Source organism: Nocardia alni (genome assembly GCF_019038435.1).
Lineage (GTDB): Bacteria > Actinomycetota > Actinomycetes > Mycobacteriales > Mycobacteriaceae > Nocardia > Nocardia alni.
Genome location: NZ_JAGPOX010000081.1, coordinates 12569 through 34463, shown reverse-complemented (window position 1 = coordinate 34463; position 21895 = coordinate 12569). Strand labels below are relative to the sequence as shown.

The following is a 21895-nucleotide window of genomic DNA, read 5'->3' as shown; positions in this document are numbered from 1 at the left end:
AAGGATGGTTCGATGCACGCCATCTAGCCTGACCTTCCCTCTGGACGGACGGCGTCATAGATACTTCGTCGTTCGCCTGCGCCGGTCCACCCACTCGACGCGAATCGCTTAATACGCAGGTAGTTGAACTATCCTGCAACGGGAAGATCTAATGACGGTCGCGATAGAATCAGTTGATTCCGCCCGCAAACGACACGGGAGCGCGCATGGCAAGCGAGATCACCAAGTCCGGTTCAACGCCGCCGTCGACTGGAACGGCCCCCGCTGCGCTGCCCGTTCCCCACGTCCTGGGTGAGCACGTGTGCTTTCTCCTCGGGACTGTCAGTGCGCGGGCGATCGAGCTGTTCGGTCAGGAATTGGCAGGGGCGAAGCTGTCGGTCCGCGCAGCAGGAATGTTGCTGCTCCTCGACGCTCAAGGGCCGACCAGTCAACATGTGATCGGACAACAGATGCGGCTCGAACGCAGCACGATGTCGCTGGCCGCCGACGAGCTCGAACGCAACCGGCTCGTCCGACGCAGGCGCGCTCCCGCTGATCGTCGACACAACGAGCTCGAACTCACCGCTCGCGGCCGACGGGCAGTCGAAGAGATCAAGACCGCCACCGACAAGACCACCGACATGCTTCTTCATCGGCTCGCTCCCGACGAGCAACAGCAGCTCATCGCTTTGCTGCACCGGATCCTGTAATCAACTCCTCGCCGTAGATCTACTCGGGAGGCGACTCGCCTGGTGATCTTGCCCTCGATGCTCCAGCAACTTCAGCGGTCCGTCCGCCCTGCTTGGGGGCGTTCGTGCCGCGTAGCCACATTCAGGACATGATCCGAAGTGGTTCACTGGCTGCTCCTGCAACGTCGATTCCGGACCCGCCACCACACCCGCGGCACCGATCTCCGCGATCCAGCTCAGCCCCAGCGCTCGGGCCTTCTTCTTGCTCATCATCACCACCACCGCGGCCGCGCGCGCCCTGAGGACCTACAGGCAGCCGGTGCAGCTCTCTTCGAATAAGCGGGATATACCTCTTCCCGGCCGTTGGCACACTATTGGCACACTGGCCACGCCACTGACGTTCTCAGGACCGTTGAAATCTTCCTTGACCTGGGCGGACCTTGCGGGACGTTATTCGAACCGCGCTGACCTGCAGAATCTTGAAGCCGCACGTGCCTCGATCGAGGCCAGAAGCATTCCAGCGGTCACTGGGCGACGCAAACGGCCCTCACGCGCGAAAAAGAAGATCTATACACCGCAGCGCCTCGAACGCCGCCTCGCCCCGACCGTGATCGATGAGCTGATCCAGGCCTACCTCGACGGCACCCCCACCGCCACACTCGCCCGCCAATACCACGTCTCCAAGACCGCCATCCTCGGCCTGCTCACCCGGCGGCACATCCCGCGCCGATACCAGTCGATGACCGACACCGACATCGACCACGCCGAACGGCTCTACCTGTCCGGCCACTCCCTCACCACCTGCGCCCAACTCACCGGCTTCCCCGCCAGCAGCATCAACCGCGCCCTCAACAAACGCGGCATCCCCATGCGCCCAGCAGGCCGACCCCGCGCCGACACCCAGTAGCCCCTCCCGGCGCATCGACACGCCAGAACTCTAAAAGAATCTTCTACCTATAGCTACCTATCAGCAATCAATGGTCGACGTCGGTCGTCCACACCCCACCACCACCTCATCGAGGACAACCATGCAACCGACCACACCCACGTGCACACCCTCCTTCGCCGATAACCACCGCCCAGGTCCCGGCCGCGCCCGCGCCACCGAATCGGCGTGCGCACATCTTCTACTGGTCCGTACTCGTCGTCGCGGTCACCGTCAGCATCAACTTTTGTGCACGCGTGTTCGACCGTTCAGGGAGGGCATCGAGGGAAAACAGTCAACTTCCGTAAGTCGAGCGGGATACATCTTCCCAGACCCAGGGCATCCGGTCCCAGAGTCCGCTACGAATCTCCTCTCGTGGCTGAGATTCACATCCAGCTGCTTGCGCTTCGTAAGGAGCTGGTTGCAATGACCGCCGTCGTTGACCGAATGATCGACGACGCGAGGAGGGTGCAGACGGTAGGGTCGACAGAGAGGAGACACGAAGAGCCTCATCAGATCAACACGATTGTCGAGACAGCGACACGGTTGCGGGTAAGCCGGACAACTGTTTACGAGTTGATCAGATCCGGCGACCTCAAGAGCATCCGCATAGGCGGGCGGCGTATGATTACTGATTCTCAGATCAACAAGTATATCGAGCAACTCACAACCCCGAGCTGAAGCTGCTTCGAAGGCTGCGGTTGATTGAGACTGCGTTCCGCCTCGTCGATTGTTCTGCCCGGCGCACAATCGCCCGACACACGACACCTGCGGCAAGTGTGCACGCTAATGGTCTCCGCCGCAGGTACAAGCGCTAATAATCGGCTACACATTCTCTGATCGAAGGAGGCTGTGATGCCGAAAACCGGGCAGCAGTCACCGCCGCGGTCCGGGCGCGCATGACCGACCGGGAGATGACTCAGACCGACCTCGTCCACGGTTCACGGTTCACACCGTGCGCCCATGACCATCCGTAACAACCTCATACACAACAGCCCGCGCCACAAGCCAGCCGGACCACTCTGGCAGTCGTCCGTGGCACTGGGCTGGCCTCACGACAGTCTCGACCGCATATCCGACGGCGATTACGTGCCGATCATCGGTCACTGCACTGACCGACCGACCCGCGCACACCCGCAGTGACGGCGGATGTGGTCCGGTGAGGGGCACAATCACTGGTCTCGCTCCGCAGATCGAATCCATCTACGAGTGGCTCGACCGGGTCGAACGGTATCTAGCTAACTTCCACACCGACTGTGAACAGGAGTAGCTGGCAGAACCGCCCGAGCTGAGACGGCCCACAGGCAGCGGCGGAACAACATTCTGGTGAACGACACACCGGATCTGGCAAGATCAATCGAGCATTCGGTATCGCATGGACGATGGCTGAGGGGAAGATCGTGCCGATCACTGTGGCGCAACTGCGGGGCTACATTCTCGAAGAACTACTTGCCCGGCTTCTGCAGGACAACGGGTACCGACTGCTCGTCACCGCGGACCAGGACCGGGAGGCCCTGAAAGAAGACGGCAAAGGTCTGCACGTCCGCGGGCGCGGCACCCTGCATCAGGTCGACGTGCTCGGCGAACTGGATCTACCGCTGCCGTTTTCCCTGCCACTTCGCCTGTTCGTCGAGGCCAAGCACCGCAAGAAATCACTCGGCGTCGAGTACGTGCGAAACGCGTACGGAACCATCCGCGACGTCAACGAGCACTACACCACACTGACGCCCGGGAGATCTCACATCCCGATGCGACGCTACCAATACCAATACGCCCTGTTCTCCGCTTCAGGCTTCACCCCGCCAGCGCAAGAATACGCTCTGGCACAACAGATCTCGCTGATAGACCTGTCGAACCCCGGTTTCGAGCCGCTGCTCGCCACGGCCGACGATATCGCCGTCCGTATCGTCGGCCTGGCCACCCAAACAAACGTGACATCAGTGCCGACGCAACAGGTCCGGCACGCACTGCGCCACGCCCTGGGCACCTGGCCGACCAACGTCGAAGACCAAGATTTCTATGACCTCGCCGAACGAATCAACCAGCTACGCGAATCCACCGTTTCCTCCCCCACCTTCGGGCTCGCCGTCTTCCGGGACAGAGAGGCAGCCGGGCTGCCCGTGACCAAGTCCGCGGACGAACAGGACGACGAGTACGAGCACCTCTACCAGTCTCGCCAAACTCTGGCACCGGCACAGGAGCTGCCGACACACCAGCTGGCAACCATCGTCGCCACGCTCGGAAACGTAATGATGGACAACGTCGCTCTCGGGTTCCCACCGGCACCGTTCATCCTGATCCTGCTCATCGACAACCCCGCCGCGTTCACCGAGTTCATCGCCAATCCACGCAACTCGGACATACGGGTAACTCTCGACTATCCCCGCGACCACAACGACAACCGACCGCTCAGCAGTGACTGGGAAATCCTGCCGCTGGACGAGAACGCCGGTTTCCGGCTCACCTTCACCCTCCCCGACATACTCGGCGCCTGGATGAAGGGCGGACAAGTACCCATCTGGAGCATGCGCGAAGCCAAGACCACGCTGCTGTCCTCGATCGCGCTCGTGCGCGGCAACCGCGTCGTCCGACTGCTGTATACGCCGCATAGCAAGTGAGTCTCCGGCAGCCGCATTACCCCGCCCTCATCACCAGTCGCGGCGTCACGACCGATATGTAGGTGGTATTCGCTCCTTTTCAGCTCGCGGAGATCACCGTGCCCGTCCATGTCTGGCACGATGACGCGGACTAGAACGTTCCCCTCGACAGCGCGCACCGACTGGCGCACCAGCTTCTGAACTCTCACACAACGACCGTTCCCGGCGCCGGGCATCTCCTGGTCGTCGACCACTCCGCCGACATCATGCGCTGGCTGCAATCGACTTCCGGGACAAGGTAATCCACTGACTAACCGCGGTCAGGCCAGGTTCTCGACGTCGATGCTCACTGGACCTCCCCCACGGGGTGGGCGTCTATTTCCCTGCTCTGTCTTGGCATAGTCGGCAGGTACGCACAGCCTTCGGCGGAACCTCGGACAGTGGCGTGACGTCGATGACCGCCTGAGGCTGGTCCCCGTCGGTGATGCGGGTCCAGCGGGCGTGAACACGGATCCAGCCGTCATCGGCGTCGAAGCGCAAGTTGGCCGTGGTTTCGGCCTGGTCGGGGGTGAATAGCAAGGACGCGAAGCGGCGGCTGCGGATCGCGGTGGGGTGTCGTTCGCGGCATTGCCGACGTAGCCTTTTTCCGGCCTCGATCGCGGTAGGGGAGATTCGGGCCAGTTCAGTCGGCCGCCAGCCGCTGTCGCAGGGCGCGGGCCTGTTGGTGCAGGCCCATTGCTGCCGTCTGCGCGCGGTAGGTTGATAAGAGGGCGTTGACGGCGGCCCGCGCCGCCTCAAGTTCTCGGTGGGCCCGTACGCGCGCCTCGGCGAAGTGCAGCAGCGTCATGGCAACGTCGGATGTGTTGCGCGGGTCGTGAGCCGCGAGACGCTCGGCCACTGCGCGCGCTTCCGCGGTGGCCTCAAGCAGATCGCCGTGCTGTGCCAAGTCTTGGTTTAGGAGCACGACCACTAGGTTGTTGAGCGAGCGCAGTAGCGGGGGGCCGTGGGTTTCGAATTCTGTGTCGGCGAGGCCGCGGCGGATCGAGACCGCCTCGGTGAGGCTGGACCGGGCTGTGTCGAGGTCTCGCATGCGCAGACTCAGGAACCCGAGGTTGTTGAGTGCGGCCGCAAGCCCAGGCAGATGCGTTCGCGCGTCGGCCGTCGCGAGGTCCCTCCGGATCGCGATGGCCTTAGCGACGGTCGCCCGGCCTGCGGCGTGGTCGTCCTCGAAACGTAGGGCACCCAGGTTGTTCAATGTTATTGCCAGGTCCGGCAGTTCGGCGGCGTCGTGCTGGGCCAGCGATTGCAGCACGTCGGCGCGCTCCGCGAGGTAGGACACCGCCTCGGTCCGGTTCCCTTCCTGTACGGCGATCTGACTGACCGCGTGAAGAACGATCGACCGCGCGTGCCCGCAGGTGAAAGCCAACTCAGTGTCGTCTATGGCGAGTGCGGCCGCTTTACGAAGTTGGTGCAGCGCTTCCTGGAAGCGGCTCATCTTGAGTGATATCTGGCTGCGTTGGTAGAGGCAGCCAGCGATCATGTTGTTTCTGTCCGGCCCGGTGAGCTGGTGACTGTGGTGGAGCGCCTCGTCGAGGTGGGACACCGCTATGTCGAAGTCGTTGTCCTGTTCCAGGCGGAGGGCTAGTTCCATGAGTGATAGGACGAGCGCCGGGCGGAACTGCTGCGGACGCACATCCGTGAGCATCCGAAACAGATCAGTTTGCTCGTGCGGCTCGTCTACCAGGTTGGTGATCAGCGAAGGGAGATTCTCCATCTCGAACTCGACGGCGAAGGGCGGCCCGTCACCGTTCCCAGCGGCCAGTAGTGGTGGCTGATCTTGTGCGGCCACCGGCGCGGCTTCGGCGGGTAACAGGTCCCGCTCGTGGCGCACCAGGTAATCCCGGGCCTCCACGTTGTCGGCGGCGATGCTGCGCCAGATCTCGTCGAGATTCATGTGTCCTCGAAGAGGATTCCTGGAGTCCGGTGCTGGACAGTAGCGCCGATCCGGCTGGTCGCGGCGTAACGCAGGACCTCGATGTCCTGGCCTAGCCTGTTAGCCAAGGCGTCTCGTGTGGTGGAGGGGGTGTCGAGAATGCCGAGCAGTAGGAGTGGGCCGTTGACTGCGGGCGCGTTGTGTGCCCACGCATGAATCTGTGCCTGCCGCATTTCTGCCCGTTCCACCCATTCGAACGGGCAGAATGCGGCGACGGGGGTGTCCTGAAAGCGGCGCAACGAATGGGCGATACTGAGCGCCAGCCCTGACTGCACCGCTTCGAAGCAGTCCGTCACCGAGTTGTCGTGCAGGTGCAGTATCGCGAGCAGCACGTCGGGGGTGAACAGTGCGCGGTTGCGGTCTTGGCATGCCCGGTACGCGGCCTGCAACGCCGCCCCTACCTGGCCGTCCGGTCCGATCGTGCGGGCCATTGTGCGCATGCTACGGCGTAGATCCACAAGGTGTTCGGCGGCGACCGCGGGAAACAGCCTATTGCCGTCGCCGTCCACGGCCGTATGCAGCGCCTCGTCGGCGATGCATCGCAGCAGCTGGTCAACAAGCTTCTCGAACGGAAGTGGGAAGGTCTCGGTGTCGAGTCCCTGCTCCTCGGCGATCTCCCGCCACCGACGCATCATCGTCTCGTCGTCGGTTTTCTCGGACTCCAGTAGTGGCAGGTCCTCCTCGGCGGCGGCACTCACCATCGTTTCCAACAGCCCCACTGCGTGCACCAAGTCCAGGTCCGTGATCTCCTCGTCGGCCGAGACCTTCTCCACGGTGCGCTCGATGGCGCGCCGGTAGACGCCATCGAGCGCACGCCGTCGGGGGGATCCCATGGCCGCGCGTACGGCGTACCTCGACAGAGCGGAGCCGGCGGCGCTAACCGCTGCACGCATCACGACGTCCATTGCGCGTTACCTCCACCGAGTCCGAAGGCTTGGGTTGCTGCCGAGGCGGCCGCGCCGGCGTCGCCGAGGTCAGCATGGCACTGGGCGAGCAGCGCGAACGCGTGGGGTTGGACCGGGTCGACGGACAAGGACCGCTGGATCGCATCGATGCCACCGGCAGGATCGCCCGTGGCCCGCCGTACCTCAGCCCATACCAGCCACGACTCGGCGTCCTCGGGCCATCGCTCGATGCACACCCGGGCAGCCTCGTGGGCGTCGTCCATCAGTCCGTGGCGCAGGCAGTGCCAGGCCAATAACTTCCGCAGAGTCTGATCGTGAGGATCCGATGCCACCCGAGCGCGTAGGTCGGCGAGAAGATCGTCATGGCGGCCCGCGAACTCCATCTCAAGAAAGCTCTCGCCGCGCGGATCGTAGCAGGTGGACACGGACCAGGTCGGGCCGATCGTCGCGCGCACCAGGAACTCCAATTCCTCAAGGTCCGGAGTCTGGCCGTGATCGTATGTCAGGACGCCGGGACCAGCCAACTTGCGGAACGCCACGACGGTCCGCTCTCCGAGGTTCGGCATCTGCATCGACCGGGCCATCATCAGCAGTTCCCGCGGCGCCGAGGCGCTCAGCTCTACCGGTTCGAACCCGAGCCAGCTGGCTAGGACCGCCATCGGCTTCGCGGCGGGACTAGTCGGTACCTCGGCCAGCATCAACTGCTCTGCCCCGGATACGTCGATGATCTCGTGGCCGAGCCGGTTGGCGGCTCTCCGGGCGAGGTCATCGAACTCGGGTGCGTGCAGCGGGTTCGTCGGTGCGCTTTCGGCACAGCTGCGGCAGCGCAGCATCACCCCCGGGGTGCGGTCCGTCAGGACAAGCACGCGGCAGGCCGGGCACCGGTGGTAGTAGGGCGGGATTTCACGCCGTCGGCAGGTCGGCATCATGGTCTCGATCAGGCTGCGCGCCGTGGCCAACGACTCGACGAGGCGGTCGAGGTAGCCGGATTGTTCCGGCGAGCCGAAGAAGTCGAAACAGTGGAACCCACCCATCATATAGACACGCACACCAAGAAACATCTCGCCGTCGCGGGCGACGGAATAGGCTGCAGCACCCTCAGGGTTGCTCAACGGATTGGGCTTCCATCCGGGCTCCCCACGCTCCCGGAGGTGGGTCATCTCCCAACCGGGTGGAAGGCTGGCCTGGATGTCGGCGAAGCTGTTCCTGGGATCCCGGGAGACGACCGGTGCCATCGACGGCGCGGTCAGTGGCACCTTCGGTGCCGCTATGCCCGCCGCGAGCCGGTGGGCCTCGCCGGCGATGGCCGAGGCGCCTTCCGGCCATCGCTCGCATACCCGAACCGCAAACTTGTCCACTTCTTCCGCGGAGTGGCCACCGACCAGCAGGCAGGCCCAGACACGAGCCGCCCAGGCAGGCGTCGTGTGTCCCTGTCGGCTCAACTGCTCCAAAACGGCCCAGGCGACCTCCGTCCGGTCGAGATGATCCATGCAGACTGCGGCCAGACGCAGAGCCGGAAGCGCCTCATGTGGCGCCAGCTGGACCGCCCGCTGGTAGGCGGTCTCCGCCTTGTGATAGTCGCTGATTCCCTCGTACGCGTGGCCGAGATTGCCCCAGACCTGCCAGGTGTCCGGCGCAAGTTTGCATGCCCACAGGAGCAGCGGTAGCGCTTTGCCGTGATCGCCGCGCTCCAGGTACACAGTGGCCAGGTTGATCAGCGCTGGCCCCCTTTGATCGTCTGGCATGTCGGCCACCGTGCGCCGCAGCAACTCGATCGCGTCGTCATAGCGACCCAGACGCTTCAGCGACAGGCCCTTCGCGATCTGGCAAGACAGGGTGATTCCGCGGTCGGGATTGCAGCCGAGTGCACGGTCGAAGTCCCCGATTGCTTCTTTGTCCCGCCCGGCAAGCGACAGCGCCTGCCCTCGGAGTGTGAGCACCTCGGGTGTCACCAGAAACTCCGGCAGCGCGTCAGCCTCCTCGATCGCCAGGTCGTACTCCTCGAGATTGAGCAAGCTTTCCAGACGCGACTTGGCCAAAAGCGGTGCCAACGCCTCCAGTACGAGCCGAGGCCGTGCGGTGGCGTCCATGATCTGTGTGGTGAGGCCGGGCATATGACGTCCGGCCGTGCGCAAAATGGCGCAGTAGATTTCCGCGAACGAGGGGCGCTGCGAGGGGTTGGCGGCCAGACAGGTACAGGCGAGGGCGGCGAGGGCGGAATCCGGCTCCGCCCGCAGATCCCCGTCCTGCGGGCGGTCGCCGGTCAACAGCTCCCAAAACAGAACACCGAACGCGTAGACGTCCGATGACACGTTGGCTGTAGACGGATCGGCCTGCAGTTCCGGCGACTGATAGGCCGCAGTACCCGCCAGCGTGTGGGACTCGCCCGCAGCGCGGGCCAGCCCGAAGTCGGAGATGTGGACGATATTGCCGACAAGCAGCACGTTCTCGGGCTTGAGATCGCCGTGGACCAGCCCGGCAACCCGTTCACCCGCCAAGTGCATGCCAAGCGCTATCTGTGCGGCCAGCAAGGTGGCGAACCATGGATCCAGCGTCGGCCCGCTTGTTACGTCGCGCAGCGAGCGCACGTTACCGAGTATGGCCGGCATGATGACGAAGGGGCGACCCTCCACGTTTTCGAAGCCCAGCACCGGCATGATATGTGGAACACCTGTAAGCCGGGACCACAGGCGCACCTCGCGCAGGAAGGCGGCCCGGATATGCGGCCTGAAGAAGAGCCGACGCTGGAAGGTCTTGTACGCGACAGCCCCACCAGCCGACCCAAGCGCCTCACCCGAATTGCGGGGTCGGCAGATCAGGACCTCGCCCATTCCGCCACGCCTGATCTCTAGGATATCGAGGTCATCGCCAAGTTGCCCGAGCGGACCAGAAGCGCTGAGCACCGAGCTAGAACTGACAAACAGGTCCGCGAGCGCGTCGCCCGGAGTCTGCATACATCTACCGTACGCGGGCCCATGCAGGCGAGGACACGGCCGACGGCGAGACCTTGTAACGATTTCAGCCGGGTCAGCCAGGCACTTCATCGATATCGAGCTAGGACAGGTCACGCGCTCACATCCCTACTCGCCCAATCGATTACCGAGCAAACCGTACTGACAGCGACACAGCGATAAGCAAGATTCACTGACGAAGAGGAAGGTCGACTGTCGCAGGACAATAGAGGTCGAGAACCAGACGCAGCTGTTGACAAGTTGGCTTCGGGGGCTGCAGCGGCGTAGAACTCGCCTGGTGGGGTGACCGGAGGCACTCTGGTCACCCCGCATAGGCGCTCAAGCGGCGAAAATCGACTCGTCGAATTCGCCCTTGTTCACGCCAACGATGAAGGCATGCCACTCATTTGGCGTGAACTCCAGGACCGTGCCGTCGAGCGCGACCAGCTGTGCGCTGCCGTCTGCACGTGCGTTGATGATTGGTACCCCGGCGAGGGTGGCATGCGGGCGGCGAGCAGCGATGCGGAGGAAGGTCTCCCATTCCGTGGCGGGGATTCAGACCGCCGCGGTACCCGCGTCGGCGAATCTCGCGAGCACCGTCTGTTGGTGGAGAACGACCGACGTGATCCCCCCGGCCTCCGCCTGTTGAGCCGAGCTGTAATCGCGCTGGCAAGACAATCGACGAACCCGGATCCCCATGAAAGCTCCCCTCATCCTGGAACTCGCAGTCGCCTATCTACGCGTTTCGGACAAGAAGCAGCTGAACACTGTCATCGACCTCGATCCGGACGGCCACTCGATCGACACGCAGCGCAAGGTAGTCGACGGACGCGCCGATTCCTTGCCCGCCCGCATCGTCAAGTAGTTCGTCGAGCCCGGTATCTCCGCCAAGACCATCGAGAAACGCCCAGCCTTCCACGCGATGATGGCCTATCTGCGGGACAACCCGCAGATCAAGTACGTCATCGTCTATGCCCGATCGCCCGCCTTCCGAAATTACGTCGATGCCGCGATCACGACCCGCTAGCTCGAGCTGATGGGCGTGAAGCTGATCTCGGCCCGAGAAGACTTCGGCGAAAGGCATCTACGCCGACATGATGGCCGCGATCACCGGACGCGCCAAACTCGGATACATCAACGCCCGCATCAACATCGAGGGCGTACAGGTGAACACCGTCCAGGTAGATGAGGACCGCGCTCCCCTGGTCGTCCTCGCGTGGGAGCTGTACGCAACCGGCAAATACAGCATGGAAAACTCGAAACGACCATGGCAGACCTCGGCCTCACCTGCACCCCTACCCCACGATGGCGCGGTGGGCGTCCGGTCTCTGCTACAACTCTGCACTGAATGCTCAAGAACCCGTACTACATCGATTAGTACAGCCCGATGAAGGAGTTCCTTCCGCAGCTACTGATCGCGCTGGACAGTCTCGATAGCAGTGCCGCTCGGGGGCAGTTGCTGTCCGAGGATCTGCTCGGCCCAACGGCGATGAGCCTGAACCTGTTCAGGCGACAACGGCACCCTTACCGGGTGCAACACATCGTCAGTCAGCGCACTCACTACTGGCCCTCCCTCACGATCGCACGAATATGCCACATCGTACGCGCCGCGTCGAAGGTCACGCCGACTACGAAATAGCTCCGCGCGTCGACGACGAGCACCTCACGCTCCAACCGGAACTCGGCCAGTTCACCCAGACGAAGCGCAGGCGTGCCCTTGGGAACCACCAGTTCGAGAATCACCGGATTCGTATGCCGAGTCGAATGCGGCGGGCTGGCCGAACCGCTGGTCGAAAGAAATCCAGCTTCCTGGAACTCCGCGTCGATCAGCGCTCTCGCCGATGCCTCATCGACGATGCCGTAGATCGCCGCGTCGGTCTCGCGAGTGACTCGTACCATCGCAGGCAGCGGGTACTTACGCAGGCCCGACCGTATCCGAGCGATCCGGCGCTCGAGCTCCGCTGTCATCGCAATCTGCCCACGCATGGCCTGATTAACTCGTTCATACCCACCGAGCGCATATGCCTCGACCGCGTCACGCTCGGCCACGGTCAACAGATCATACGATTGACCTACAAGAACCACTTCTGCCAGTGGAACTGCGCCGAAACTGTCATTCGTCACAACACTCCCCCAGTACCCACCCCATAGCAGACAGCCTCGACAGGGCTGACAAGAGTGGGCGCACGCGGGATCGAACCGCGGACCGCTGGTCTTATACAGTGACGGTCGCAGGTTCAAGCCCTGCCGGGAGTACCGGTGCGCGCCTGTCCACGGCGGCGGACATCCACCGGGATGTACCGGGTACCGTCTGGACAATGTGCGGTACAACCGGTGACGGCGGAGATCACCCCAGTGGCAGCGTGAGCGTCGACAGTGTCGACGATCTCACCTACATCCGTCAGTTCAGGGAACGTCTCGGGCTCGAGGGCATCATCGACGTGCACACACATTTCATGCCCGAGCGGGTGATGCGCAAGGTATGGGCGTATTTCGACTCGGCCGGTCCGCTGACCGGGCGGCCCTGGCCGATCGCCTACCGCGAGGACGAACAGGTTCGTCTGAAGACGTTGCGCGACTTCGGTGTTCGCGCTTTCACCTCCCTGGTCTATCCGCACAAGCCGGAGATGGCGGCCTGGCTCAACGACTGGGCGGCCGACTTCGCCGCGCGCACCCCCGACTGCCTGCACACCGCGACCTTCTACCCCGAGCCCAGCGCCGGGAACTACGTGCGGAAAGCCATCGACGCCGGGGCGCGAATCTTCAAGGTGCACATTCAGGTCGGCGCCTTCCACCCCGCCGACCCACTCCTCGACCCGGTGTGGGCCGCCATCTCCGACGCCGAGATTCCGGTCCTCATCCACTGCGGATCCGGCCCCGCCCCAGGACAATTCACCGGTCCCGGCCCGACAGCCGAACTGCTCCACCGCTTCCCCCGCCTGCGCCTGATCGTCGCTCATATGGGCGGCCCCGACTACACCGAGTTCCTCGACCTCGCCGAGCGGTACCCCCGCACCTACCTCGACACCACCATGAGCTTCACCGACTTCTCCGAGGCCGAAGTCCCTTTCCCCATCGCCGACCTCCCTCGCCTGCGCACCCTGGGCAACCGCATCCTGTTCGGCAGCGATTTCCCCAACATTCCGTACTCCTACGCCCACGCCCTCTACGCCTTGGACCGCCTGGACCTGGGCGACGACTGGCTCCGCGCCGCCTGTCACGACAACGCCGCCGACCTATTCGGGATGTAGGGCACGTGGCTCATGAATAGCGGTTTGCGCACTGTTTCGACTTCTGGCTAAGCTGTGCGAACGTCAGGCATCTAGGCGGGCAACAGATTACCGATCGTCTGTTGTCAGCGAGACGGGGGATCGGTCTAATTTTTGATGTGCTCGAGTAGCGAGCTGTCATGTGTGACAACGTCATCCATGGCAAGAAGGTGCCGGATGTCAGCACAAATCACGCGACATCGGGAGAGTTACAGTGGTCATGAACATTGGTAAGGGATGGAAACTCCCAGGGGCCAACGACGGTCTTCTGGATGCTCTCGCGGGCTTGGCCGGCGATTACGGTGACGAATTCGCCGAGATCCTCGAAGAGATCGTGGAGCAGCGTAAACACAGCTTCTCGCGCGAAAACGTTTTATTCGGGGAAGACGAACGAAGTACCTCATGGACACCAAAAGGACTTTCGCGATTGCGGCGTGACATTGATCAATCCATTCGAACCCGCCCGATAAGGCGCTGAGCATTCAGGGTGTCACCTCGGCCGATTCTGTCGGTCGAGGCGCACGGAGGGTTCAGGACACGACCGCATCAGCCGTTGTACACATGCGAAAACCTTGGTTGACAGTCGTATCAGGCGTCGAAGGCGCGCAGGATTTCCTGGGCGGCGAGGGCCGGGGTGAGGGAGCCGTCGCGAACTTGGGATTCCACCTCGGCGCGGATGGATTTGACGCTCGGGCTTTCGGTCAGGCGGCGCAGGAGTTGGTCGTGGACCATGGTCCAGGTCCAGTCGACCTGTTGGCGGCGGCGCTTTTCGGCGAATTCGCCTGCGTCGGTGAGGACTTGGCGGTGTTTCAGGACTACGTCCCAGAAGGTGTCCAGGCCGGTGCCGTTCAGGCCGCTCATGGTGAGGACCGGTGGGCGCCAGAGGGAGTCGCGGGGGTGGATCAGGCGCATGGCGCCCTGGAGTTCGCGGGCGGCGGCCTTGGCTTCTATTTCGTGGCGGCCGTCGGCCTTGTTGACCGCGACCAGGTCGGCCAGTTCGAGTACGCCCTTCTTGATACCCTGCAACTGGTCTCCGGTGCGGGCCAGGGTCAGGAAGCAGAACACGTCGACCATATTGGCGACGGTGACCTCGGATTGGCCTACGCCGACGGTCTCGACCAGCACCACGTCGTATCCGGCGGCCTCGAGCAGCACGATCGTCTCGCGGGTGGCCCGGGCCACGCCGCCGAGCGTGCCCGCGGTCGGCGAGGGACGGATGAACGCGTCGCGCTCCACCGACAGCCGTGCCATGCGGGTCTTGTCGCCCAGGATCGACCCGCCCGTGCGCGTGGACGACGGATCCACCGCCAGCACCGCGACCCGATGCCCCTGACCGATCAGATACATCCCCAGCGCATCGATGAACGTCGACTTCCCCACACCCGGAACCCCGGTGATACCAACACGATTCGACCCCTCGGCCCCCTCGCCCCCGACCTCCAGCAACAACCGCTGCGCCAGCTCCCGATGATCGGCCCGCGTCGATTCCACCAGCGTGATCGCGCGCGCCAGCCCGGCCCGCTGCCCCTTACGCACCGCCTCGGCAAGCTCGTCCACGTCGATCGTCCGGCGTTGCCCCGGCACCGCGTTCCGCGGCCGGTTGCCGGCTGCGGACGCGACTCCCGCCACCGAGCTCAACCGTGAATGCTCGGCAGCGGAGGGGGGCGAATGGTGGTGACCCGCAGTCGATGCGACGGACTTCGGGTCACCACCATTCGGTTCGGGGGTGGTCATTCGGCCGTGCCAGGGCCGATCTCGTGGCCAAGGTCGGCGGCCAGTTTCTGCAACAGGTCGACGGCGGCGTCGGCGATGACCGTGCCTGGGGCGAAGATGGCGGCCGCGCCCGCTTCGTACAGCTCGTCGAAGTCGCCGGGCGGGATGACGCCGCCGACCACGACCATGATGTCGGGGCGGCCGGCATCGGCCAGCGCCTGGCGCAGGGCGGGCACCAGCGTGAGGTGGCCGGCGGCCAGCGAGGACACACCGACGATGTGCACGTCGTTGTCGGCCGCCTGCTGCGCGACCTCCTCGGGGGTCTGGAACAGCGGGCCCACGTCGACGTCCATGCCGAGGTCGGCGAAGGCCGTGGCGATCACCTTCTGGCCGCGGTCGTGGCCGTCCTGACCCATCTTGCAAATCAGGATGCGGGGGCGACGACCCTCGGCGGCGGCGAATTCCTCGACCAACTCCATGGCCCGGCTGATATTCGTCACCTTCCCGGCCTCCTCGCGGTAGACGCCCGAGAGCGTGCGGATCTCGGCCTGATGCCGGCCGTACACCTTCTCCAGCGCGTCGGAGATCTCACCGACGGTGGCCTTGGCGCGCGCGGCGTCGATGGCCAGCGCGAGCAGGTTGTTGTCCATGCCGCCCCCGGACGAAGCTGCGGCCCTGGTCAATTCGGCGAGCGCGCGCTCCACCTCACCGGCATCCCGGTCGGCGCGCAGGCGACGGAGTTTCTCGTTCTGCTCCGAACGCACCCGCGAGTTCTCGACCTTGAGCACCTCGACCGGGGTGTCCTCGGTGACCTGATACTTGTTGACCCCGATCACCGGCTGCTGCCCGGTGTCGATGCGCGCCTGGGTGCGGGCGGCGGCCTCCTCGATGCGCAGCTTCGGGATGCCCTCCGAAATCGCCTGTGCCATACCGCCGTGCGCCTGCACCTCGGCGATGTGGGCGCGGGCGCGCTGAGCCAGCTGATGGGTCAGCCATTCCACATAGTAGGAGCCGCCCCACGGGTCGGCGGGTCGCGTGGTGTTCGACTCCTGCTGAAGCAGCAGCTGGGTGTTGCGGGCGATACGCGCGGAGAAGTCCGTCGGCAGCGCCAGGGCCTCGTCGAGAGCGTTGGTGTGCAGCGACTGGGTGTGCCCCTGCGTGGCGGCCATCGCCTCGACACAGGTGCGGGCCACGTTGTTGTACACGTCCTGCGCGGTCAGCGACCAGCCGGAGGTCTGCGAATGGGTGCGCAGGGCAAGGGATTTGGCGTTCTTGGGCGCGAACTCGGCGACCAGCTCGCTCCAGAGCAGCCGGCCCGCCCGCATCTTGGCGACCTCCATGAAGAAGTTCATGCCGATGGCCCAGAAGAACGACAGGCGCGGGGCGAACTTGTCGACCTCCATGCCCGCGGCCAGGCCCGCCTTGATGTACTCGACACCGTCGGCCAGGGTGTACGCCAACTCCAGATCCGCTGTGGCACCGGCCTCTTGGATGTGGTAGCCGGAGATCGAGATCGAGTTGAACTTGGGCATGCGCGCCGAGGTGTAGGCGAAAATATCCGAGATGATCCGCATCGAGGGCTCGGGCGGATAGATGTAGGTGTTGCGGACCATGAACTCCTTCAGAATGTCGTTCTGAATCGTTCCGGCCAGCTGTTCGGGCTTGACGCCCTGTTCCTCCGCGGCCACCACGTACAGCGCCAGGATCGGCAGCACCGCGCCGTTCATGGTCATCGACACCGAGACCTGGTCCAGCGGAATCTGATCGAACAACTCCCGCATGTCCAGGATCGAGTCGATCGCCACCCCCGCCATGCCGACGTCACCGGTCACGCGCGGGTGATCGGAGTCGTAGCCGCGGTGGGTGGCCAAATCGAACGCCACCGACAGACCCTTCTGGCCGCCGGCCAGGTTGCGGCGGTAGAAGGCGTTGGAGTCCGCGGCGGTGGAGAAGCCCGCGTACTGGCGGATCGTCCACGGCTGGTTGACGTACATGGTCGGATACGGCCCGCGCACGAACGGCGCGATGCCCGGCACGCTGTCCAGCGGATATCCCTCGGCGACAACGCCGTCCCTGTCGGCCTTGGTGAAAACCGGTGGCACGTCGATGCCTTCGGGGGTGGCCCAGATCAGCTGTTCCGGTGCGTAGTCGTTCGCCTCGGCGGCCGTCCGCACGAACCGCGTCACCTGCTCGGCGTCGACCGGTGCGGTCGGGTGATCACCCAGCGGAACATCGGCGAAACTACCGATCAGGTGGTTGATATCACTGGTCATCTCTATGCTCCCAGCTCTTCCAGCAGATCCGACAGGGCTGCGACCGCGTCCATCTTGGCAGTGAGGAATCCGTCCGGTCGCTGCGTGCCGGACAGTTCGGCCACCGCCTTCTCCGGTCCGGCCAGCAGCACCGTGGCCACCCCGGCGCTGCGCAACTGCTCCACGGCTGCGGCCGCCTCGGCGGTGTAGCGCGCGTCGGTACCGCACAGCACGGCGATCTGAACACCTGATTCGCTTGCCGCGCCACCGATTCCGGCGATGTCCAGGGCGCCCGGGTTGATCGTCTCGATGCCGCCGGAGGCCAGCACGTTGGCGGTGAAGGTGACCCGCACGTTGTTCTCGGCGACCGGTCCCAGCGGCACCAGCAGCGCCTTGGGCCGCATCCCGCGAGCGGCCAGGTACGCGTCGGACCGGTTCCGCAACTGCTCGAAGGCGGCGCCGTAGCGGGCGATCCCACCAGGCTCGCGAGCGGCCTCGGACAGCGGCTTCTCGGCCAGGTTCGGGAATTCGTTGACTCCGGTGACGGCCGTCTTGCGGTGTGCCACATCGCGATCGCGCTGCACACGGGTCGCCTCGACCCGTTCGGCGAGCAGGCCCGAGTCCAGCGCGGCACGGAAGCCGCCCGTGGACTCCAACTCCTGCATGAACTCCCACGCCTTCTCGGCGAGGGCGTCGGTCGCGCTCTCCACGTACCAGGAGCCCGCTCCGGGGTCGCGCACGTGACCCAGATGCGACTCCTCGAGCAGCAGCAACTGGGTGTTGCGCGCCATCCGCTGCGAAAACGCCTGCGACACCTCGAGTTCGCCCGGCGGCAGGGCCGAGTCGAAGGGCAGCACGGTGACGAAGTCCGCGCCGCCGACGCCCGCGCCGAACGCGGCCAGGGTGGTGCGCAGCATGTTCACCCACGGATCGCGCTGGCTCATCATCGCCGCCGAGGTGACCGCCCACTGCGGGGCGTCGCCGAACTCCGGCGCGCCCAACTGGTGCGCGACCCGAGCCCAGAGGCGGCGTCCGGCACGGAATTTCGCGATCGTGGCGAACTGATCGTCCGTCGCGGCGAAGCGGAAAACCACCTGCCCCAAGGCATCGGCGACATCCACGCCCGCCTCGGTGAGCAGGCGCAGGTATTCGAGCCCGGCGGCCACGGCCGCGCCGAGTTCCTGGGCGTCGGACGCGCCCGCGTTGTGCAGGGCGACACCGCAGACCGTCAGGGCGCGTACGGTTTCCGGGCGAGCGACCGCCTCCTGCGCGACGCGCACCGCGGTATCCAGGTCGGCGTGCGAGGCGCCGTTGAAGCGGCTGGTCAGCGGAGTCAGTCCGAGCGAGACTCGGATGTCGGCGCGATCGGCGGTCTCGTATCCGTCGAGGACCGAGAACAGCTGCGCCGCGGCCACACTCGCATCCGCGCCGGCGTCCAGCGCGAGCGGCGCGAGCTCGAGGAGCAGCCCCTGGAGCGCGCGCGGCAGTTCCTCGGCCGGGACGCCCCGCTCACCGACGCACAGCCACACCGAGCCGACGCCGTTCTCCAGCCCGGCGAGGATCTCCTCGTTCACCGCGGCGGCGTCGGAACCCTCGAACCGTGCGGTCACGTACCAGCCGCGGTGCACATCGCGGACGGGATCCGTGCCGCGGACGAACGGGTACTCACCCGGCAGCGAAGGTTCGGGCAGTTCGTCACGGCGGGTATATAGTGGCGCGATCGTCAGGCCGTCATATGTGGACGTATCGAGCAGCCGCTCGGGCTCGTCGCCCAACTCGGCCGGCTCGACGCGACGGGCCTTGGCCAATACCCCGGCCACGCCGTTACGCCACGCGGCAAACTCCGGCACCGCGGTGGGATCCGAACCCATCGGCATGGCTGCTGTACCTCTTCCACTCGAGTCCGATACATCTAGCACTACCTGACATAAGGACCGGTAACCAAGTCTTCACACCACCTTCGCACATCGCTGTGCGAGTGCTTCGCACGCAGGGGCCGGATGATCTCGTATCCGGCCGCGAACACCGGGCCCGATGTTCGCCGGCGTTCCACCAGCCGTTCCGCATCCTGTCGGACGGGCCGGGTAGCCTGGCTCGGTGCTGAGGAGAATCCGCAACCCACGTGTCCTGGCGCTGCTGGTGCTGGTCGGCGTGCTGGTGGCGGTCGCCCTGCTGGCTCCGCATCCGTCGCCGCAGCAGATCCGGGAGTGGGCGCATTCGGTGGGGCCGCTGTTCCCTCTCGTGTTCTTCGTCGTGCACGCCATCGTCTGCATCGCGCCGTTCCCGCGCACCGTATTCACCCTCAGCGCCGGACTGTTGTTCGGGCCCGTGCTCGGCATCGGCATCGCGGTCGGCGCGACCACGCTCAGCGCCCTCCTGGCCCTGCTGCTGGTGCGCGTCCTGGACCGCGAACAGGTTGCCGCGCGGTTGACCCACCCCGCCGTGCGCGCGGTCGACCGCCGCCTGGCCAAACGCGGCTGGCTGGCCGTCGGCTCCCTGCGCCTCATCGCGCCGGTGCCGTTCTCGGTGATCAACTACTGCGCGGGCCTGTCCTCGATCGGTCTGGTCTCCTACCTGCTGGCCACCCTGATCGGCATCGTCCCCGGCACCGTCGGCGTCGTCGTACTCGGCGACGCCCTCACCGGCAAGACCCACCCGGCGCTGCTGGTGCTGTCCGGCGTGTGCATCACGATCGGCATCGTCGGCCTGGTCGTCGACGCCCGCTGGGGCGCGAGCCAGTTCACCGAGCCCACCGAAACCCCCGTCACCGAGCCCGCCGACGCCTGAGTTCGACCGCCGGATACACCTCGGCTGCCGGGCAACGAACGGAACGCACAGTACTGATCGTCCGCACAACCGACGGTGCGGGGCCGGGCAGCCGTCAGTCGGCCGGATCTCCGTCCACTGCGTACTGTGATCCGATGCAATGGATTTCGCTCGTCGGCACCGCTCTCGGCGCGCTGATCGCCATGGTGGCGACAACTGTCAACGAACGGTCCAAATGGCGCCGGGAACAGGCATCGACGCGGCGAAAGTTGTGCCAGGACACCTATTCTCGTTTCCTGGCGGCATTGACCGACGCCCACGAGCGAATGCGAATGGCATCGCGCACCGGCTTCGCGAACGACGAGGCAGACGAGGCAAGGGCCACGGCCATCCTGGATGTCTTCCGCGATGGACGCTGTTACGAGGCACGGTACGAGATCGCGCTCGTTGCCGGACAGGCCGTCCTGGATCATTCGGAGCGGTGTTTTCAGATCCTCCGCGATATCCGGGACACCTTCGCGGCGGGCTCGGACATCCACTCCACCGAGTACGACGCGCTCAGGCAGAGCTACCGCACGCACCTGCGCGAGCTGCAAGTCGCGATGCGAGTCGACCTCGGGGCCGAATCCGTCGATCTGTCCGGCGGTTCCTGACCCGTCGCCTGGTCAGTTCGCCGGCAGGCCCAGGCCGCGGGCCAGGATGGGCCAGGATTTCTTGAACTCGTCCTGCCAGTAGCCCCAGGAGTGGGTGCCGGTGGGTTGGAAATCGTAGGTGGCGGGGATGCCGAGCTGGTTCAGCTTGGTCTGCATGTTGTGCGAGCAGTAGTCGACCGCGGCCTCCAGGGCGCCGCCGAGGATGTCCTCGTTGGCCAGGCCGCCGACACCGGGGGCCTGCAGGAATTTCGAGTTCAGTGTGTCGTAGCGGCCGGGCAGGCCGGAACCGCTGGAGATGAACAGGTTCAGGCCGCGCAGCTGGGCCGCGTGCACGTAGGGGTCGTTGGCCGCCCACATCGGAGCACCCTGGGGGCCGTACATATTCGACGGGTCACCGCCGCCCGCGGTGACCACGGTGTTCATGAAGTTGTAGCCGACCGGATCGCTGATCTGCGCGCAACCACTCAGCGCCGAGACTGCCGAGTACAACCCCGGCGCGGCGATCGGCAGCTCGAGCGCCGAGGTGCCCGACATGGACATGCCCGTGAGCGCGTTGCGGCCGTTGGTATTCAGCGCCCGGTCGATCAGCGGCGGCAGTTCCCGGGTCAGGAACGTCATCCACATGTTCACCCCGAGCGCCGGATCCGTTTTGATCCAATCGGCGTAATAACTGAACTTGCCGCCGACCGGCTGGACCAGGTTCACATTCTTGCCCGCCAGGAACTGCCGCACATCGGTCTGCTTGTCCCAGGTGGCCTGGTCCTGACCGCCTCCCGCACCGTTGAGCAGGTACAGGGTGGGGGCGCCATCCGCCGCGCGCTGTACATCGACCTCGATATTCTTGTGCATCGCCGCCGAGAAGACCTGCAATACCAGTTGACGTCCGCTGCCGGTCACCGAGGCGATATGCGACCCGTCGGCGGAGGTGCCCGCATCCCGCACGGGTCCGGCCGCGGCGGGAACGGCCGCCGCCACCGGCGCCAAGGCGACGGCCATCGCGGCGACGACCGCCGCGATCGCTCTCTTCTTCGACAGATACACGCCGTCTCCTTCGGGCTGTGGGCATACAATGCGATACGCCGGTTAACGCGCCCACCTTGCCGACGCCTTCTAAGAGCCCCCTGGCGCAATCCTTAGTATTATCTGAGAGCGACGGTGGGAAATCCCACGTTAACGCCGTACGATCGTCCGCCGATACAGCGC

The 21895-nt window shown here is 65.1% G+C and carries 17 protein-coding genes and 1 pseudogene; 9 read left to right on the top strand and 9 right to left on the bottom strand.

What is annotated here, in order from left to right:
* Positions 1-206: 206 nt before the first annotated feature.
* Positions 207-689 carry a MarR family winged helix-turn-helix transcriptional regulator gene (locus tag JZ791_RS27065; protein WP_216898052.1) on the top strand — a complete coding sequence of 161 codons (483 nt, stop codon included), beginning with the start codon at positions 207-209 and terminating at the stop codon, positions 687-689.
* Positions 690-830: 141 nt separating this feature from the next.
* Here the strand turns inward: JZ791_RS27065 and JZ791_RS27060 are convergent.
* Positions 831-956, bottom strand: a pseudogene (locus JZ791_RS27060) (acetyl-CoA C-acyltransferase); the annotation flags it as partial.
* A gap of 319 nt (positions 957-1275) precedes the next feature.
* Between JZ791_RS27060 and JZ791_RS27055 the strand changes: the two are divergent.
* From JZ791_RS27055 to JZ791_RS27045, 3 genes are all read left to right on the top strand, one after another.
* On the top strand, positions 1276-1575 hold the full coding sequence (locus JZ791_RS27055) for a hypothetical protein (protein WP_216898051.1): 300 nt from the start codon (positions 1276-1278) through the stop codon (positions 1573-1575).
* A gap of 393 nt (positions 1576-1968) precedes the next feature.
* Entirely contained in the window at positions 1969-2274 is a 306-nt protein-coding gene (locus tag JZ791_RS27050) for a helix-turn-helix domain-containing protein (protein ID WP_308163116.1), read from the top strand.
* A 701-nt stretch (positions 2275-2975) separates the two neighbouring features.
* Positions 2976-4211 carry a restriction endonuclease gene (locus JZ791_RS27045; protein ID WP_216898050.1) on the top strand — a complete coding sequence of 412 codons (1236 nt, stop codon included), beginning with the start codon at positions 2976-2978 and terminating at the stop codon, positions 4209-4211.
* A gap of 661 nt (positions 4212-4872) precedes the next feature.
* Here the strand turns inward: JZ791_RS27045 and JZ791_RS27040 are convergent.
* Genes JZ791_RS27040 through JZ791_RS27030 form a run of 3 tightly spaced genes read right to left on the bottom strand, consistent with a single transcriptional unit; the run spans position 4873 to position 10042 of the window.
* Entirely contained in the window at positions 4873-6144 is a 1272-nt protein-coding gene (locus tag JZ791_RS27040) for a hypothetical protein (RefSeq protein ID WP_216898049.1), read from the bottom strand.
* Positions 6141-7076 carry a hypothetical protein gene (locus JZ791_RS27035; protein ID WP_216898048.1) on the bottom strand — a complete coding sequence of 312 codons (936 nt, stop codon included), beginning with the start codon at positions 7074-7076 and terminating at the stop codon, positions 6141-6143. Before JZ791_RS27035 ends, JZ791_RS27040 begins: the two co-directional genes overlap by 4 nt.
* Positions 7076-10042 carry a serine/threonine-protein kinase gene (locus tag JZ791_RS27030; protein ID WP_216898047.1) on the bottom strand — a complete coding sequence of 989 codons (2967 nt, stop codon included), beginning with the start codon at positions 10040-10042 and terminating at the stop codon, positions 7076-7078. Before JZ791_RS27030 ends, JZ791_RS27035 begins: the two co-directional genes overlap by 1 nt.
* Positions 10043-10736: 694 nt before the next feature.
* On the opposite strand from JZ791_RS27030, the gene JZ791_RS27025 reads away from it, so the two are divergent.
* A complete protein-coding gene (locus tag JZ791_RS27025; RefSeq protein WP_216898046.1) occupies positions 10737-10904 on the top strand; it encodes a hypothetical protein in 168 nt (55 codons plus the stop codon).
* Between the two features lie 695 nt (positions 10905-11599).
* Here JZ791_RS27025 and JZ791_RS27015 read toward each other — a convergent pair.
* Complete coding sequence (locus JZ791_RS27015) at positions 11600-12163, bottom strand: ADP-ribosyltransferase (protein ID WP_216898045.1); 564 nt, start codon at positions 12161-12163, stop codon at positions 11600-11602.
* Between the two features lie 194 nt (positions 12164-12357).
* Between JZ791_RS27015 and JZ791_RS27010 the strand changes: the two genes are divergently transcribed.
* Together JZ791_RS27010 and JZ791_RS27005 are read left to right on the top strand one after the other, a co-directional pair.
* Positions 12358-13290 carry an amidohydrolase family protein gene (locus tag JZ791_RS27010; protein ID WP_216898044.1) on the top strand — a complete coding sequence of 311 codons (933 nt, stop codon included), beginning with the start codon at positions 12358-12360 and terminating at the stop codon, positions 13288-13290.
* Positions 13291-13528: 238 nt separating this feature from the next.
* Positions 13529-13786, top strand: a complete 258-nt coding sequence (locus tag JZ791_RS27005; RefSeq protein ID WP_216898043.1) for a hypothetical protein — start codon at positions 13529-13531, stop codon at positions 13784-13786.
* Positions 13787-13896: 110 nt separating this feature from the next.
* On the opposite strand, the gene meaB is transcribed toward JZ791_RS27005, so the two are convergent.
* The 3 genes from meaB to mutA all read right to left on the bottom strand — a co-directional run bounded on the left by meaB (position 13897) and on the right by mutA (position 19150).
* Entirely contained in the window at positions 13897-14892 is a 996-nt protein-coding gene (gene meaB / locus JZ791_RS27000; RefSeq protein ID WP_308163118.1) for a methylmalonyl Co-A mutase-associated GTPase MeaB, read from the bottom strand.
* Positions 14893-15038: 146 nt separating this feature from the next.
* The gene (gene scpA, locus JZ791_RS26995) at positions 15039-17294 is read right to left on the bottom strand and encodes a methylmalonyl-CoA mutase (RefSeq protein ID WP_216898041.1); all 2256 of its coding nucleotides are present in this window, start codon (positions 17292-17294) and stop codon (positions 15039-15041) included.
* Positions 17295-17296: 2 nt separating this feature from the next.
* Positions 17297-19150 carry a methylmalonyl-CoA mutase small subunit gene (gene mutA, locus JZ791_RS26990; protein ID WP_216898040.1) on the bottom strand — a complete coding sequence of 618 codons (1854 nt, stop codon included), beginning with the start codon at positions 19148-19150 and terminating at the stop codon, positions 17297-17299.
* 220 nt (positions 19151-19370) lie between these two features.
* Here mutA and JZ791_RS26985 point away from each other — a divergent pair, with 220 nt between their 5' ends.
* Both JZ791_RS26985 and JZ791_RS26980 read left to right on the top strand, forming a co-directional pair.
* Positions 19371-20060 carry a TVP38/TMEM64 family protein gene (locus JZ791_RS26985; protein WP_216898039.1) on the top strand — a complete coding sequence of 230 codons (690 nt, stop codon included), beginning with the start codon at positions 19371-19373 and terminating at the stop codon, positions 20058-20060.
* Positions 20061-20194: 134 nt separating this feature from the next.
* On the top strand, positions 20195-20692 hold the full coding sequence (locus JZ791_RS26980; RefSeq protein WP_216898038.1) for a hypothetical protein: 498 nt from the start codon (positions 20195-20197) through the stop codon (positions 20690-20692).
* 12 nt (positions 20693-20704) lie between these two features.
* Here the strand turns inward: JZ791_RS26980 and JZ791_RS26975 are convergent, their stop codons facing one another.
* Positions 20705-21688: an alpha/beta hydrolase gene (locus JZ791_RS26975; RefSeq protein WP_216898061.1), complete on the bottom strand. Its 984-nt coding sequence runs from the start codon at positions 21686-21688 to the stop codon at positions 20705-20707.
* Positions 21689-21895: the final 207 nt, after the last annotated feature.

What these genes read in the sequence shown, in the direction of transcription:
- JZ791_RS27065 (WP_216898052.1), top strand. Translation starts at nt 207, where the DNA reads ATGGCAAGCGAGATCACCAAGTCCGGTTCAACGCCGCCGTCGACTGGA.
- JZ791_RS27040 (WP_216898049.1), bottom strand. Translation starts at nt 6,144, where the DNA reads ATGAATCTCGACGAGATCTGGCGCAGCATCGCCGCCGACAACGTGGAG.
- mutA (WP_216898040.1), bottom strand. Translation starts at nt 19,150, where the DNA reads ATGCCGATGGGTTCGGATCCCACCGCGGTGCCGGAGTTTGCCGCGTGG.
- JZ791_RS27010 (WP_216898044.1), top strand. Translation starts at nt 12,358, where the DNA reads ATGTGCGGTACAACCGGTGACGGCGGAGATCACCCCAGTGGCAGCGTG.
- JZ791_RS27030 (WP_216898047.1), bottom strand. Translation starts at nt 10,042, where the DNA reads ATGCAGACTCCGGGCGACGCGCTCGCGGACCTGTTTGTCAGTTCTAGC.
- JZ791_RS27025 (WP_216898046.1), top strand. Translation starts at nt 10,737, where the DNA reads ATGAAAGCTCCCCTCATCCTGGAACTCGCAGTCGCCTATCTACGCGTT.
- JZ791_RS27005 (WP_216898043.1), top strand. Translation starts at nt 13,529, where the DNA reads ATGAACATTGGTAAGGGATGGAAACTCCCAGGGGCCAACGACGGTCTT.
- JZ791_RS27035 (WP_216898048.1), bottom strand. Translation starts at nt 7,076, where the DNA reads ATGCGTGCAGCGGTTAGCGCCGCCGGCTCCGCTCTGTCGAGGTACGCC.
- scpA (WP_216898041.1), bottom strand. Translation starts at nt 17,294, where the DNA reads ATGACCAGTGATATCAACCACCTGATCGGTAGTTTCGCCGATGTTCCG.
- JZ791_RS26975 (WP_216898061.1), bottom strand. Translation starts at nt 21,688, where the DNA reads ATGGCCGTCGCCTTGGCGCCGGTGGCGGCGGCCGTTCCCGCCGCGGCC.
- JZ791_RS27045 (WP_216898050.1), top strand. Translation starts at nt 2,976, where the DNA reads ATGGCTGAGGGGAAGATCGTGCCGATCACTGTGGCGCAACTGCGGGGC.
- JZ791_RS26980 (WP_216898038.1), top strand. Translation starts at nt 20,195, where the DNA reads ATGCAATGGATTTCGCTCGTCGGCACCGCTCTCGGCGCGCTGATCGCC.